Annotated in this window: 12 protein-coding genes; 9 read left to right on the top strand and 3 right to left on the bottom strand. The window is 50.9% G+C overall.

Going from position 1 to position 14,942, the window contains the following annotated elements:
* Positions 1-307: 307 nt before the first annotated feature.
* The 8 genes from rpmH to ACUIAI_RS08100 all read left to right on the top strand — a co-directional run bounded on the left by rpmH (position 308) and on the right by ACUIAI_RS08100 (position 9,006).
* Positions 308-442 (top strand): 50S ribosomal protein L34, encoded by a 135-nt coding sequence (gene rpmH, locus ACUIAI_RS08135; RefSeq protein WP_015022700.1) that lies wholly within the window; start codon positions 308-310, stop codon positions 440-442.
* 26 nt (positions 443-468) lie between these two features.
* Positions 469-972: a ribonuclease P protein component gene (rnpA, locus tag ACUIAI_RS08130; RefSeq protein ID WP_445342113.1), complete on the top strand. Its 504-nt coding sequence runs from the start codon at positions 469-471 to the stop codon at positions 970-972.
* Positions 969-1,280, top strand: a complete 312-nt coding sequence (yidD, locus tag ACUIAI_RS08125) for a membrane protein insertion efficiency factor YidD (RefSeq protein ID WP_254477651.1) — start codon at positions 969-971, stop codon at positions 1,278-1,280. The genes rnpA and yidD overlap by 4 nt, the downstream gene beginning before the upstream one ends.
* A 2-nt stretch (positions 1,281-1,282) precedes the next feature.
* Positions 1,283-2,305, top strand: coding sequence for a membrane protein insertase YidC (yidC, locus tag ACUIAI_RS08120; RefSeq protein WP_445342112.1), 1,023 nt, complete (start codon positions 1,283-1,285; stop codon positions 2,303-2,305).
* 177 nt (positions 2,306-2,482) lie between these two features.
* Positions 2,483-3,121, top strand: coding sequence for a Jag family protein (locus ACUIAI_RS08115; protein WP_445342111.1), 639 nt, complete (start codon positions 2,483-2,485; stop codon positions 3,119-3,121).
* Positions 3,122-3,551: 430 nt separating this feature from the next.
* Positions 3,552-4,436 (top strand): 16S rRNA (guanine(527)-N(7))-methyltransferase RsmG, encoded by an 885-nt coding sequence (locus ACUIAI_RS08110; protein ID WP_445342110.1) that lies wholly within the window; start codon positions 3,552-3,554, stop codon positions 4,434-4,436.
* Between the two features lie 2,022 nt (positions 4,437-6,458).
* Positions 6,459-7,406 carry a ParA family protein gene (locus ACUIAI_RS08105; RefSeq protein WP_445342853.1) on the top strand — a complete coding sequence of 316 codons (948 nt, stop codon included), beginning with the start codon at positions 6,459-6,461 and terminating at the stop codon, positions 7,404-7,406.
* 4 nt (positions 7,407-7,410) lie between these two features.
* Positions 7,411-9,006, top strand: a complete 1,596-nt coding sequence (locus tag ACUIAI_RS08100; protein WP_445342109.1) for a ParB/RepB/Spo0J family partition protein — start codon at positions 7,411-7,413, stop codon at positions 9,004-9,006.
* 785 nt (positions 9,007-9,791) lie between these two features.
* Here ACUIAI_RS08100 and trxB read toward each other — a convergent pair.
* Positions 9,792-10,736, bottom strand: a complete 945-nt coding sequence (trxB, locus tag ACUIAI_RS08095; RefSeq protein ID WP_445342108.1) for a thioredoxin-disulfide reductase — start codon at positions 10,734-10,736, stop codon at positions 9,792-9,794.
* Positions 10,737-10,846: 110 nt separating this feature from the next.
* Between trxB and ACUIAI_RS08090 the strand changes: the two genes are divergently transcribed.
* The gene (locus ACUIAI_RS08090; protein WP_445342107.1) at positions 10,847-11,209 is read left to right on the top strand and encodes a hypothetical protein; all 363 of its coding nucleotides are present in this window, start codon (positions 10,847-10,849) and stop codon (positions 11,207-11,209) included.
* A 1,117-nt stretch (positions 11,210-12,326) separates the two neighbouring features.
* Here the strand turns inward: ACUIAI_RS08090 and ACUIAI_RS08085 are convergent.
* Positions 12,327-13,541, bottom strand: a complete 1,215-nt coding sequence (locus tag ACUIAI_RS08085) for a D-alanine--D-alanine ligase family protein (protein WP_445342106.1) — start codon at positions 13,539-13,541, stop codon at positions 12,327-12,329.
* 3 nt (positions 13,542-13,544) lie between these two features.
* A complete protein-coding gene (locus tag ACUIAI_RS08080; protein ID WP_445342105.1) occupies positions 13,545-14,828 on the bottom strand; it encodes an aminotransferase-like domain-containing protein in 1,284 nt (427 codons plus the stop codon).
* Between the last annotated feature and the right edge of the window lie 114 nt (positions 14,829-14,942).

The following is a 14,942-nucleotide window of genomic DNA, read 5'->3' as shown; positions in this document are numbered from 1 at the left end:
ACTGATTGTCCCGGTCTTTCTGCTTCTCTCAAATTCGACAGTAGCCCATTGTTACACCGACTTTGCGTGGTTATCCACAAGATAGCGTGTTGTATCTGCGATGAATGTGAATAACAGTGATGTAATTTGTGGATAAGTGAGGAGGCCCTTTTCCCGCTATCACAGGGTTTGCGCAGGGCATGAAGCGGTCCCGACCAACTAAACAGCGAAAGCTCGTTTGACTCCGTCCCGGCTCATGTGTACCGTGATATAGCTTGACTCATAACGAGCCGTACTCGAGTATGTCTACACACGGGAGCAACGAATTATGAAGAGGACATTCCAGCCTAACAATCGCCGTCGTCACATGAAGCACGGATTCCGCGCTCGCATGCGCACCCGCTCCGGTCGCGCCCTGATCAACCGACGTCGGGCCAAGGGCCGTCGGACCCTTTCTGCCTGAGTCGGATCCCGATTCTTTTTCAGAAGGTGGAACGGCTGAGGAGCCACCGGGAGTTCACGGCGGTGCTCAGGCGACGCCATCGGGTCAGCAGCCGGGATCTGGTCATACATTATTTGTTACCCGAATCTGACCGGACGGTGACCTCACTGCCGGCGACATCGGCTGCGAGCGGAGGGCGGCATGACATCCTGCCTACAGGCAGACGCCGCATGGGGCTCGCTGTATCCAAAAATGTGGGCAAGGCCGTGACCAGGAACAAGGTCAAGCGCAGATTCAGGCAACTTGCCGGATCCAAGGAGGACCTGCTGCCATCCTCCTGTGATCTGGTCATGCGTGCCAAACCCAGCGCTGCTAAAGCCACCTACAAGCAGTTGGAGGAGCAAGTGGACAGGCTCTTCCGTGACCTTATGCTCAAGACCGGAAAGACTGCCAGCGGTCTCTATATACAGGGACAGTCAGATCCGCAGTCCACCGGGTCCAAGCGTCAACCGGTTCAAGAGCCGGAAGTTACAGAAGGATGCCGAGCATGAGCGGCCTGGCTTCCCGGGCTCTGCAGAATGCAGTCCGCTGGTATCAGCGCCACATTTCACCCTTGTCGCCGCCGAGGTGCCGCTACTACCCGACTTGTTCCCAGTACGCTTTGACCGCTCTGAGGCGGTTCGGAGCCTTGCGTGGAACTATCCTGGCCGTCCTGCGGTTATTGCGTTGCACGCCCTTTAACAACGGCGGAATCGATGACGTGCCCCAAAGGTTTTCCATCTTCTATCGGTTCTCGTGGTCCAAGGCTCATGAGGAGGCCCGGCTGACCCCCATGGCCCCAGACAAGGAGACGGCCTGACAATGTTCCAAAACAACGACACTTTCACTTTCGATACGGGCATATACGGCTTCTTCTACAAGATCCTGTACCCGATCGAGTGGCTCATGACCTACATCATGACCTACTGCCACAAGTTCCTGACCCTGATCGGGTTCCATAAGGGTCCCGGCGTGGCCTGGGCGCTCTCGGTAGTGATGCTGGTGCTTGTCGTCAACCTGTGCGTGCTGCCGCTCTTCATCAAGCAGCTGCGATCCATGCAAAAGATGCAGGCTCTGCAGCCCAAGCTGATGAAGATCCAGAACAAGTACCGCAACAAGAAGGATCCAGCCAGCCGAGAGGCTATGAGCCGGGAAACAATGAAGGTCTACCAGGATAATCATGCCAACCCCATGGGGTCCTGTCTGCCAATGCTGGTCCAGGGCCCGGTCTTCATGACCATGTTCTACGTGCTTTCGGCTGTGCCCTTCATCGCCCGGGGTAAGCGGGCACCCCTTGGAGCCTTCAATCGACAGGTGGCGCGAGAATTCGAAGAGACCACCTTTTTCGGGCTGCGGATTTCGGACAACTTCATGTCCGCCCAGGGTGCGGGCCGCATAGTCATTGTGGTCTTTATCGTGCTCATGTGCCTGGCCATGTTCTATTCACAGTTCCACAACGTCCGGCGGAACATGCCCAGATCGGCCATGCAGGGGCAGCAATACAAGATGCAGCAGATGATGGCCTTCATCTTCCCGGTCATGTACATTTTTTCCGGCATCTACTTCCCCTTCGCCGTGCTGATCTACTGGCTGACCAACAACCTTTGGAATCTGGGCCGAACCCTCTTCCAGGTCCGCCATATGCCCACTCCTGGTTCGCCGGCCGCAGAGAGCAAAGAGGAGCGAGATCACCGCCATGAAAATGCCCGCCGCAAGCGCCAGGGGCTGCCCTCGTTGGAGGAGGAACAGTTGATGGAGGCCAAGCGGTTGGAAGAGGAGGCCCGAAACAACAAGAACGTCTCCCACCAGCGTTCTCAGCCCCATCGCAAACGTCGCGGCCGTTGATGCGGCTATTGGCGGTGGTGGCCGGCGTGGTGACCCGGCTTTCGGTCGGGCGAATACTGGAGTAGTCTGCAATCATTACGTCCGTGTATCCTCAATACTGGACACTCGATCGGTGACCAGGAATCCAGTGGACCTTAGGTTATGAATCGGATGTAAACGCGTGTAAGGAGAGCATAGATGTCTCAGTCTCTGGACCAGGGAAAGACCATCGAACAACTCAATGAGGAGGCGGATGTCGCCGCCGACTATCTTGAGGGGTTGCTGGACATCGTCGATTACGAGGGCGATATCGAGATGGGTGTGCGCAACCACCGTCCAACCGTGCAGATTGTGGCTGACGACGATACGGACATCAAGCATCTGATCGGCAAGGACGGCGAGGTGGTCGATGCTCTGCAACAGCTGACACGCTTGGCCGTGCAGCAGAAGATAGGGGAGCGCTCCCATCTGATCGTGGATGTAGACGGCTTCCTGCGGCGCAAGCGCGAACATCTTCGCGAGCAGGCCCTGGATGCGATTGACGAGGTTCGTGAGACCGGCGATCCAGTCAATATGAAGCCAATGAACTCCTTTGAGCGCAAAATCGTTCATGACATGGTTCGCGAGGAGGGACTGAAGTCACGCTCCCATGGTGAGGAACCCCACCGTTACGTCACCATCTACCTGAAAGCCAAGAGCGAAGGTGAGGACCTGCCTGACGATGTCGAGGACGAGCCAGTCGGGTATGATGCCCCGCTGGATGAGGATGAAACTGATCAGGTCGACGATTCGGCTGACTATGAGGCTGATGAAGATCCTGGGGATACTGATAGGTAGTGACTGGAAAGCCACACAGGGCTATGCATCGATGAAGTATTTATGACGTTGGCTTTTTGGATTGGTCCACTGTTCGGCGCGGTCATACTGTCGAAGTCTGTTGTGCTATCTTCCAGTGCTGTGCTTTTGGCCGGTGTTTAGTGTTGTCTGGCTGCTGATAGTGCTTAGTTTCCCATGCTGCTTAATTCGGATTGCTCTTGGTTGATGATTCTCTATCAGAGACTACCCCCTATGCTGTTCGGCTAGGATGCAGGTGTATGACTCTCGACGCTCTTTTGCGGTTGAAAACTATATGGTGGTAAAGGTCTTAGGAATGCAGCTGTTTTCGATTCTGGCATAGTGAAATCCCGCTTGATACGAGACTGCATGATGCCGTCGTTGTCTGCGGTTTTGACTGACTAGACGTGGAAAGTGAATGTGAGGAGTTGAAATGGCTGTTGTGGATGATGAGCTGAATGATAGTCCGCTCTTGAGGCAAGTGCTCGGTGATGCTCTGGTACCCATGCAGCGTTTTCACGACAAGCTCTTACGCGAAGGTGTGCAGAAGGGCATTATCGGCCCTCGCGATGAAGACATTATTTGGGAGCGGCACATACTTAATTCAGCGGCTATTGTGCCTTTCGTGCAAGAGCGACTGAACACTGACAGTCACACGGCAACTGTGGCGGATATAGGTTCCGGTGGGGGCTTCCCAGGTATTGTGCTGGCTGCCTGCCTTCCGCAGTGCAATGTTGTTCTTGTCGAACCAATGGAGCGGCGTGTAATTTGGCTGCAGGAAGTCATTGATGAGTTGCACCTGACTAATACGGTTGTGCTTCGCAAGCGTGCAGAGGATCTGATTCAACAATCCTCCAAGGCTTCGATGAGGCACAACAAAAAGGGTCCACGGAGTCGCCGTCACGGTCGTCGTCGAATCGAGGAACAGCCTGTTTCCGATAACAGCCGTGGCGGTTCTTTAACCTCAACCGCAGCCAGGAATGCTGACAGCCAACAAGGTGTAAATGGCCATGACTCTTCAACTGCGACGGGTGAAGCAGGTCTAGCAGACCCCCACTCCAATCTTTCAATTCCACAGACTTTTGATGTCGTGACATGCCGAGCTGTAGCCCCCATGACTAAGCTCGCCGGATGGACCCTACCTCTTTTACGATCGAGAGGTCAGCTTATTGCGCTTAAGGGTCGTTCGGCGCAAGCGGAGCTCGATAAGGCAGCCAAAGAGATAAAAAAATGTCATGGAGAGAATCCACGGGTTTGCCTAGCTCCAGTCGCACCCGGCCTTGAGGATACTCACGTGGTTCTCGTGGACAAGCACTAAAGTACGACGCTGATAGCTTTATTAAATAACTTTGGTGTCTGAGATACGAGCCAATCAGAAGATTTGAATAGTCTAAATAAGATAATAAATAATCAGTATTTAACATAGAGCCTTGTTGAAAGCTTGATTAGAGATGACGGATTAAGCTCTACCAGATTTAATAGGTCTTTTCCAGACGGCAGCTTAGCCGATGATCAATCGACATGAATGGAATGTTAGATTAAGGGGAAGCATGCACGTTGGTGATTTATATTGTTTGCCTCGGTTGTGCTTCCAGCCAGGATCTTTCTAGTTTTTTGATACTTAAGTTTTAAAACGGTGCAATAGATAACAGATAGAATAGAGTATATCTTATTATATTATTTAAAATAATGACATTCTATGTCTTGAATAATATTATGCACACCACTTTGCTTCTTTAGTTTGTTGGGCCGGAGATATTATTGCATCCTGATTTTGTTGTCCAAGCAGTATTAGACTGTTCGTAGGATGTTTTATCTCAGAATTAGGTATACCGCCATCTTTCTATTGTTGGATTAACCGTCTCAGGAGATGTTGTATTTTGGAAGCTGCAGGATCCATGCATTTATATACTTCATGTACCAGATCGTCGTAGTTATGCGTTTCTTATTGTACTCACTCACCTATTTTCCTTACACCAAGAGAGGTTATTGTTTCTATCCTTCGTGACGATCTTCGCGGTTTTCGTATTAATATTGGTAAGGGTAGGGCAGATTCGTGCGTATGCATGGAGACTGTATGAGTTATTGATTAATCAGCCAAGACTAAATTTTTAAAAGAGTCCCGAGAGCGAACAACCTCTGTTCCGTAAGTTAAAGAGGCCAAAGAATCGAGCTATAAGAGAGCTATTCACCAGTTTTAGATGTGTCTACGGAAGAATGTTTCACGTGAAACATTGTGAAATGTACGTTTTTTACCCAGTAACACCGAAACTGAGCATCTTTGATAGCAGGCGCAACTGGTCCAAAAGACGTGGCAGACTGTTTGAGTATGTTATACGGGAACATGCGTCCATCCGCAACTACTATATTCAAGGCATCTTTAAATACAACAATATTCAGTCTGCGCTTCCAATGGATGCTTTATATATGTAGAGATAGATCGTAATGTTTCACGTGAAACTATCAACTCAGAATGAAGCAATCAGGATTAGGGTTATTGAAGTAAAGGCAAAAGGATGTTGTAATGCCTTATATATCTTCTTCAGGGAAAGGTTGTCAATGGTCTTGCTTCTTAGTTGCTTTCTTCAACCATAATCACACGAAGTAAATATAGTGCTGACGAATACATTGAAGCATTTTGTTTAACAACTTAAAAAACTAATCCTTAAAATTGAATATCAAGTTCTGTTCCATTGATCCGTCAGTAATATCGTTGGTAGGCAAACAGATTACGAAAATAAAATATACAAAACTAAATCGCCTAATTACGTCCGTCGACAATTAACGGGGTAACGATACTTTCCAGACAATATAGATGTTTCACGTGAAACAGCACATTGCCGTACAGTTGTATGAGGTTTGTAGTTCAAAGGTTTAATTAGAGAATTACGGCAGCATTTATAATAGCTATCCAACAGGTGGATGAAATCATTGACTATAGCCATGAATAGTGCTGCTTAATTTGGTGACGTAGTTCATTTATCAATTTGCTGCTAATAAGTTATGCACAATTTTGACTTGACGCTTGAATTATCCACATCGTCGTTTGTAGACCATGGCATGGGATGTGAAGCGTCAGACTTGTCAATAATCACAAGGCAAATCTAATAATCTAGGAGAAGGGTCAGCCGGTGTGGCGTCGTTGGGTCTATCCACACTTATCCACAGTTATGAACAGTGACCGTGTATAACTATCAGCCGTTTTAACATGTCCAACTAGGACGGGAAAATTGAATGGTTATCAAAAGGAGGAAGGTTCGTGACCGCATCGAAGAAGGTGAAACCCGTTTCGAGAAATACCCCGGATCTTGGTGAGAAGTCCAAGCCGAACGCATCAGGTATGGAGTCGGCAACGGATATCCTGACTCGCATATTCGCTGACGGGACTGGCTCGGTGTCTGGTTCGGAGATGGCAGATCTTTCTGCGCGCTATCAGGCCTTACGCCAGGCTGAATTCCCTCACCCTTCAAAAACGCGCTTCATTGCAGTTGCAAATCAAAAAGGTGGTGTAGGGAAAACCACGACAACTGTCAATTTGGCATGTGCATTTGCTGAGTTCAACGAACGTGTATTGGTAATCGATATGGATCCACAAGGTAACGCTTCTACTGCATTGGGGGTAGCTCATGAATCCGGGACTCCATCAACATATGATGTGCTCGAGGGTCGTCTCGGTATTGACGACGTTAAGGTGGTTTCCCCTGGATTCCCCAACCTTGAGGTTGTCCCGTCTTCTATTGATCTAAGTGGTGCTGAGCTGGAAGTTGCGGATATGCCCAACCGCAATCAGCTCATGAAGAAAGCGGTTGCCGACTATCTTAAAATCTGCCACCAGCATTATGACTATGTTCTGGTTGATTGCCCTCCTAGTCTCGGATTATTAGTTCTGAATGCCATGTGTTCAGTTAATGAGGTATTGATCCCTGTGCAAGCTGAGTACTATGCTCTTGAAGGACTGCAACAATTGCTGCATACCATAGGACTTGTTCAGCAAAGCTATAATCCTTATCTCGTAATCTCAACCATGTTGTTGACTATGTACGACAGGCGGACGTTGCTCAGCAAGGAAGTGTTTGATCAAGTCAAGGAACATTATCCAGAGATTGTGCTTAATACGACCATCCCGCGTTCCGTCAAAATCTCTGAAGCTCCCAGCTTCCAGCAAAGCGTTGTTACCTACGACCCTAAAGGAGCCGGTGCTATCGCTTATGAAGAGGCGGCGTTAGAAATCGCACAGAGATCCGAACAAGTACTGGAACATATTGCCAATAGAAGACAGGGGGAGTGAGGACATGACAAGCCGTTCACGGTTAGGCAAGGGCTTGGGGGCTCTGTTTCCCGCTCTGCCAGGTGAAGAAGACGAAACCAATGCCGACAAAGGTCAGCAACAAGATAACAAAGTACCGAATTCCGGCAACAAGCAGCCCACTCTTCAAGGCTTGGGTGCAGAACCAGACGGACATCATCGCACAGAGACGGACGTTTCGGAAAAAGATGGAGCCAAAGGAGAACGTAGTACAACGCATTCGGGCCGTGCAAGCTCTCAACAAGCAGCTTCAGTAAAGTCTACTGAGAGCGGTCGTAAACGTTCGACCATGGGACAAAAGCGTGTCAGCATTTCCGAGTCGCTCAACGTAGATGTTTCACGTGAAACATCTACTTCGAAGAGGACTACCAAGCGTCGGTCAGTCCCGTCCATCAGCAGCCTGGAACACCCAAGTGATCTATTCTTTGGCCCTACGACGACAAATGTTTCACGTGAAACATTGCCGATGATGGAATCAAGTAAGGCTGTCGATCCTCGGACAAGAAAGACTCAGCAAAGCGTTAACCGCACACCTATTGTTGGGAATAATACTGAGCCGACTAATGCGACAAAGGGCAATAGCCAAGAGGAGCTGAAACCCGTCCAAGGTGGGTACTTGGCCGAGGTGCAGGTGGACGATATTAGGCCAAATGCTCAGCAGCCGAGACAAATCTTCGATGAAGATGAACTGTTGGAGCTTTCCCGTTCAATCAAGGAAGTTGGTGTATTGCAGCCCATAGTGGTGCGAAGATCACCTCTTGTAGACGGTCCAAGAACTATCGAGAATAAGACAATCTCAGTTGACGGCGCGAGAAGCAAATCCACGGCATTTGATAGTAAGACCGGTGAGGAACAATCTAGCCAGCTTTCAAATCAGGGCGAAACGGGTCCGAAGCAAACAACCCATTATGAAATCATAATGGGTGAACGTCGTTGGCGTGCTACTCGATTGGCTGGGTTGGATACCATACCTGCAATTGTGAAAACAACGGGCGACGACACCATGTTGCGCGATGCCTTGCTCGAGAATCTCCATAGAGTGGCTCTGAATCCGTTGGAAGAAGCAGCCGCTTATCAGCAAATGATTGATGAGTTCGGCTTGACACAGGACGGTTTGTCTAAGTCAATCTCTAAGTCCAGACCTCAGATCACGAACACGCTCCGATTGTTGAAGTTGCCCCCGAGCGTGCAGAAAAAAGTAAGCTCAGGTGTGTTGTCAGCTGGGCATGCCCGAGCCTTGCTTACTTTGCCGGATGAAAAGTCTATGACTGCTTTGGCGGACAAGATTATTGCTGAAGGTCTGTCGGTAAGATCTACTGAGGAACTTGTCGCCTTGCAGACTGGGCAGGTTAAGAAGAGGGCAAAGAAGCCTAGGGTAAACGCCTGGGCTAATAGTCCTGTACGCCAGGATCTGGAAAGTCATTTTGATACCAAGGTAGCCATTAAGGGCACTAAAAAGCACGGGAAAATAGAAATCGTATTTTCTTCGCCTGAAGACATGGACCGCATCGTTGCCATTCTTTTGGAAAAGAGTCAATCTGCAGGCAATGACAGTCATTCGGGTGATAGAGGCTGGGTTTGATCCCATTCTGAAAGTGAGACTTCAGGATTTGTTTATCCAAACCTTGCCGTTAAAGTGAGCGATTGCTTCATAACCCGATCGAGTTTGGTTTGAGCTGATGAGCAATCGCTAAACTTGTCTTAGGGCCAGAATGATTGGGCATCATAGGTATGTTCCATTCACTGATCAGATATATCAGTGCTGAAAAGTTTGACTAAACAGCATGAAGCTGGAAAACAGTCAGCCGGCAGGCAGTTGGATTGTGAATCGCTACAGACCTGGTTACTCAGGTCATTTTGTCGGGCAGCTATATCGGGTCGTATTGGTCTCTCGCCTTCATAGTTGTCAGTAGTGTGATGGGTATATTCAATCGCAAGATATACAGTTAGTGGTTGGTGGCAAAGTCACCTATTCGGCCATGATGGAATTGTTGTTTGTGTGTTTATCATCTGGTAAGTAATAAGCCCTTGCTTTTGTGCGGCTTTTCAATGAGGTTGGCCTTAGCCGTTGAGGTGAGGTGACAGATTCGTGCAGCGCAACCTTGAGAATTTCAGTTGTGGCGTTAGAAAGAGGTGGGCTCTGTTGTGGCAAGTTGCATCAGTGGAAAGTGGCTTGTGTCAGCAGAGGATGATTTGAGCTGCTGTGGGGCAGGGAATGTTCCTGTTGAGTAGGGTATCCGGTGGATGTCAATGAGGAATAAAAGGAAACTAAGTATAGGCAGCTGCGCATAATCGATAAACGAAGTGCCTGGCAATTGTAAACTGCCAGGCACGTAAATTCTTGTTTGCCGAGGCGCGTATCAAGCCCTATCGGTTATCCAAATTCGTAAGATACTCCTGAGCATCTAAAGCAGCACGGCAACCCATGCCAGCAGCGGAAATGGCCTGACGATAGATCTTGTCGGTGACATCACCAGCGGCAAAGACCCCAGGTGTAGAAGTCTTCGTTGACCCACCTTCGACCAGGATATAGCCGTCCTGATCCAGATCAACTTGGCCATTAAGGAAAGCAGTCTGAGGAGTGAATCCAATGGCTACGAAGACTCCATTAGCTGGAATAGTGGACTGCTGGTCAGTGGCTGTATTGCGGACATCCAAAGAGGTTACGCCGCTATCGTCGCCGTTGATCCGAGTGACGACCGAATCAAGAAGGAAGTTGATCTTGTCATTTGCCTTGGCACGGTCCACCATGATTTTTGAAGCGCGGAAGCCCTGGCGACGGTGGATCAGTGTAACAGAAGAGCCAAAACGGGTCAGGAAGTCCGCGTCACCCATAGCAGAGTCGCCTCCACCAACCACTACAATGGGCTTGTCCTTGAAGAAGAAGCCGTCGCATGTGGCGCAGTAGGATACCCCTCGTCCTGAGAACTCGCGCTCGCCGGGAATATCCAATTTACGATATTGCGAGCCAGTGGTGATGACGACGACTCGAGCTTGATATTCTTCGCCGCCATCGGTGGTGATCCGCTTGACGTCTCCGCTCAAGTCAACTGAGACGACATCATCGTATTCAATCTGAGCACCAAAATGTTCGGCCTGATCACGCATCTGATCCATAAGATCGGGGCCGAGCACTGCTTTAGGGAATCCAGGGAAGTTCTCTACTTCCGTTGTGTTCATAAGCTGACCGCCAGGTGTTAGGGCTCCTGCAATAACGAGTGGAGCATATCCAGCCCTGCTAAGATAAATGGCGGCGGTGTAACCTGCTGGTCCGGACCCTATAACAATCGCATCATGAACAGTTTGCTTCATAACGCTACTGTATCTATTCAGGATGACTGAGTCACATGCGGTGGGCGAAAAAGAGCGCTTGTTAGCTCACAGTAAGCTCGGTTCTGACAGGGGCAGGCTATTCTTGAACCATGGAGAAAACTGTGATAGTCGCCATCCTAACCAATCTTGGGACGATTCTGGTGCTGATCTGGTTTATGCTCCGAGTTGATCGATTGCTGCGGGAGCATCCCAGCCATCAAACAGATGATAAGAGCGAGGATGACAGCTGGCATAGCTGGCGTTTTTGGAATCCTCCAAGCCCTGATGACAACAACGACGAGTTGGGCGCCGATTCTCTGACAACAGACAAAAGCCTTGGGGCTGATGAAGATATGACTGCTAGGAGTGCCGGCCGGTGTTCATCATCAACTCAGGAAGAAACTGTTGAAAGTTCTTCGCGCGCTTCAAACAAGAGCGAGGAAAGCAAAAAAACAAGTAAGGAATCTAGCTAGGCCGTAGACAGCTCAATCATGGTGGGGTATTGTTTCAATTGTTTGTTCGATCTTACGAAAGTATGATCTTTTAACAAGGACGGATGCGCCTGTAATATGTATCCACTGATCTGCAAGGTCTCTATGGGCTCTTATTGATGGCTTTTGAGCGGTCGCGGGGGAGCGATCCGGTCGTAAGCGATATGACGCGAAAGATGAATTCAGATAGGAAGATCGTGTTCTCAGCGATGAGGACCAACAAATTACGGTTAATGAATTGACGCAACAATGCCAGTGACGGAATTGCGATTTACTGGTGCGGACTTAGCTTTCGTTCGAAGTTCTTGATGCCATAGTAGCGATGACTCGATTCTCGAAGGCAGAAAAGCAGTGATGTCTACACCTTATATGTAGTCAATTCAGCTTGATAAACATCTTGGTAAAACCATTCTGTGCCGATTGGTGCAGAACTCCCAATGATTGCTGTCCTAGAAAGGTTGTATTCATTTTTATCTGACCCATTGCTTTATTAGACTCGCACTTTTAACTGGCGGGATTCGCTGCCGGTCATAGGCGTTGTGCCGTGAAGTAAGTCGATCACCCCAGAATGTTTCACGTGAAACATTCGATATCGACCACGATTGCATGCATGGGTGTGGAGCGATACAGCAGTATATTGTGAGTTGAGTTCCGGAGAATGACCGGCCATTCTGGCATCGGCTATTTATTAGACCGCCTCTCTTCTGCAGGTCAGCCTAGTCGACAATATAAAAACCGAGACTAGGTTGAGCATACCTTTCAATCAGTGTTGGCTTTGGCTGAGTAGTGAAGGAGAAGTGGAGGTCAAGATTAACGGATAGAGGGAGCGGAATAACCGACGATGAGTGGTGACCGTTGAACAACTGACGTTTGGTGGCCAGAGAAGAATGAACGCAGAATAGAGCGTCGTGATTAACGAGTACAAACTGTTGGTCCGTGTAGTGTGCTCATCTTGTGCACTATCTGCCCTGCCTGTATTCGCAGGCTACGTATATTGCAAGTCCGCGTGATGCATATTGGGCAATTTACACACCATGCATCATGCGGACTTTCCTCATGCTAACCGAATGGTAGGCAGAACCAGATAGGCTTTGGGATTTCAGTCGGTTCGTTTTTGATTCAAAACTGATTGAACCAATGCCGTGTATAGCTCTGGCAAGTTGTAGCCGGCCGCCTGGGCTGATTGGGGCAGAAGCGAGGTGTCCGTCATGCCGGGCGCCACGTTGGACTCCAGGAATTGCGGCTGACCTTGGGCATCAACAATGAAGTCGGTGCGTGAGATATCGCGGAGTCCCAAAGCCTGGTGGGCAGTCAGTGCAGCATCGCTCACAGCCTGTGTGGTTTTGGCGTCCAGTCGGGCTGGAACATAAAACTCCGTTGGGCCGGGGGTGGAACGAGCCTCGAAGTCGTAGGTGCCTGAGGGAGTCCAGATTTCGAGCGGAGGCAGAACCAGGGGATGTCCGTCGAATTCGAGTATGGAGACGGAGACTTCAGTGCCTGTGACAGCCTGTTCGATTAGAGCCACATCACCGTAGGCGAAGCAGTTGATCAACGCCTGAGTGAGCTGACTCTGTTCAGTCACCATGGTGCAACCCATGGCTGAACCACCCATGGTGGGCTTGATGAAGAGCGGGAGCCCCAGCGAACCTAGAAGCATATCGATAACGGGTTCGACTCCCAGCTCGCGGAACATGGACTCGGGCAAGGTCACGGAATGTGGCGTCTGCAACCCGGCCATGCGGACAACATTCTTGGCGATGGGTTTGCTCCAGGCGGTCCGGGAGGCCTTGGCCCGGGATCCAATATAAGGCAGTTCCGCCATCTCTAAGACATCACGGATGGAGCCGTCTTCGCCGTTGGCGCCGTGCAGCAGAGGCCAGACCAGATCAGGGCGGGTCGACTCATCGGTCAGGTAGGGCAGGAGCGAGCCATCCATGTCGTGGACGTGGACCGTCCATCCGGCCTCCTCCAGGAATCCCTGGACGCGATGCCCCGAGCTGATGGAGACGTCGCGCTCATGGCTGAGGCCGCCGCAGATAACCAGGAGGGATTTATCGGCACGTTTGGTGGCCTTGCTCGCCAGGGAGAGGACATCGTCCATGGTGAACGGCGTGGCCTCACGAGTGGAGCGATGCGAGGTCCGCCTGGCTCTTTTGGCCGGTTCGCCAGCAGTTGTGGCCGCAGTGGTGGTTGCGGTGTTGGCCGGGCTGGCGACTGCGGTTGTCATCGCGCTCGCAGTTGTCTTGGCCTTGCCGGCTGCCGGAGTTTTGCCGCCGGTCTGCTGCCGTGGTGTCTTGCTGTGCTTGGCCGCCATGATTCAGCCCCTTTCCTTGCCGCTGTCGGGCTCGAACAGCCGGACGGTGGCGAGTTCATTCTCGATGACCGTTGACAGTCTGCGTATTCCCTCTCGGATCCGATCGGGAGTGGGGTAGCAGAAAGACAGGCGCATATGGTCCGCGCCCTCCCCGTTATCGTAGAAGGCTGTGCCTGACACGTAAGCCACCTTGGCGGTAATCGCCCTGGGCAGCATGTCCTTGGCGTTGAGCCCTTGGGGTATCTGCAGCCAGATGTAGAAGCCGCCCTTGGGCTTCAGCCACGAACAGTAGGGCAGATATTCCTTCAAGGCCTCATCCATGGCATCGCAGCGTTCCTTGTACATTCCCCGGTAGCCGTTGATCTGCGATTTCCAGTCAAAGTTGTCCAGATAGGTGGTGATGGTCATCTGGCTCATGTTGGAGGGGCAGAGAATGGCTGACTCGTTGGCCAAAACCAGCTTCTGTCGGATGCCAGGGGGTGCAACCATCCAGGCCACGCGCATGCCTGGGGCGATAATCTTGGAGAAGCTGCTCAGGTAGACAATGCCCTCGGAGTCGTAAGAGCGCAGGGCCGGATAGGTCTGGCCGTCGAAGGCCAGCAGTCCATAGGGATTGTCCTCCACTATGAGCACATGGTATTTTTTAGCGATCTCGATGACTCGTGGCCGTCGCTCGACGCTCATAGTGGCGCCGGCAGGATTGTGGAAGTTAGGTACGGTGTAGAGGAACTTGACTGCCTTGCCCTGGTGGCGTTGCTCCAGAATGGTTTCCTCCAGAGCCTCGGGAATCAGCCCGTCTCCGTCCATGGCCACGTTGACAACATCGACCTGGAAGGATTGGAAGACACCCAGAGCGCCCACATAGTTGGGCGCCTCAGCCAGCACCACATCGCCGGGGTCGCACATGATCCTGGTAATCAGGTCCAGTCCAGACTGGGAACCGTTGACGATAACTACATCATCCGGCTGGACGTCCTTGATGCCTTCCAGCTCCATAATGGGCAGCACGTCTTCGCGCAGATGGGGATCGCCCTGCGCTGACCCATACTGCCAGGCCACCTGGCCCTTGCTCCGCAGCATGTCGCCGAGCTGGTCGGCCAACTTATCAAAGGGCATCCGGCCCAGGTAGGGCATCCCGCCAGCCAGTGAGACCACCTCAGGCCGATTGGCCACGGCGAAGAGGGCACGAATCTCGGATGCGCGCATCTGCTCGGCTCGTGTTGCATAGGAGCTATACCAAGGATCGTTCTTGATAACCTTGGACGCAATATTGGGATCATCCGCCATAACTGACTTCCGCCTTCCTGCCGCCGTTGTCTAAGGAAACTGTATTACCTGCGGGCGTTATGTAGGAGGAAAAATCCAACACATTACCATTTCGGTACACCCCATGATATCGGC

Source organism: Bifidobacterium sp. ESL0827 (assembly GCF_052606685.1).
Note: the sequence above shows the minus strand (reverse complement) of the source record. Positions and strands in the feature narration are given on the sequence as shown.

Bases quoted from the DNA above. Each gene is read 5' to 3' on its own strand.
- ACUIAI_RS08100 (WP_445342109.1), top strand. From the start codon at position 7,411: ATGACAAGCCGTTCACGGTTAGGCAAGGGCTTGGGGGCTCTGTTTCCC.
- ACUIAI_RS08080 (WP_445342105.1), bottom strand. From the start codon at position 14,828: ATGGCGGATGATCCCAATATTGCGTCCAAGGTTATCAAGAACGATCCT.
- ACUIAI_RS08085 (WP_445342106.1), bottom strand. From the start codon at position 13,541: ATGGCGGCCAAGCACAGCAAGACACCACGGCAGCAGACCGGCGGCAAA.
- yidC (WP_445342112.1), top strand. From the start codon at position 1,283: ATGTTCCAAAACAACGACACTTTCACTTTCGATACGGGCATATACGGC.
- ACUIAI_RS08105 (WP_445342853.1), top strand. From the start codon at position 6,459: ATGGAGTCGGCAACGGATATCCTGACTCGCATATTCGCTGACGGGACT.
- rpmH (WP_015022700.1), top strand. From the start codon at position 308: ATGAAGAGGACATTCCAGCCTAACAATCGCCGTCGTCACATGAAGCAC.
- ACUIAI_RS08090 (WP_445342107.1), top strand. From the start codon at position 10,847: ATGGAGAAAACTGTGATAGTCGCCATCCTAACCAATCTTGGGACGATT.
- trxB (WP_445342108.1), bottom strand. From the start codon at position 10,736: ATGAAGCAAACTGTTCATGATGCGATTGTTATAGGGTCCGGACCAGCA.
- ACUIAI_RS08115 (WP_445342111.1), top strand. From the start codon at position 2,483: ATGTCTCAGTCTCTGGACCAGGGAAAGACCATCGAACAACTCAATGAG.
- ACUIAI_RS08110 (WP_445342110.1), top strand. From the start codon at position 3,552: ATGGCTGTTGTGGATGATGAGCTGAATGATAGTCCGCTCTTGAGGCAA.
- yidD (WP_254477651.1), top strand. From the start codon at position 969: ATGAGCGGCCTGGCTTCCCGGGCTCTGCAGAATGCAGTCCGCTGGTAT.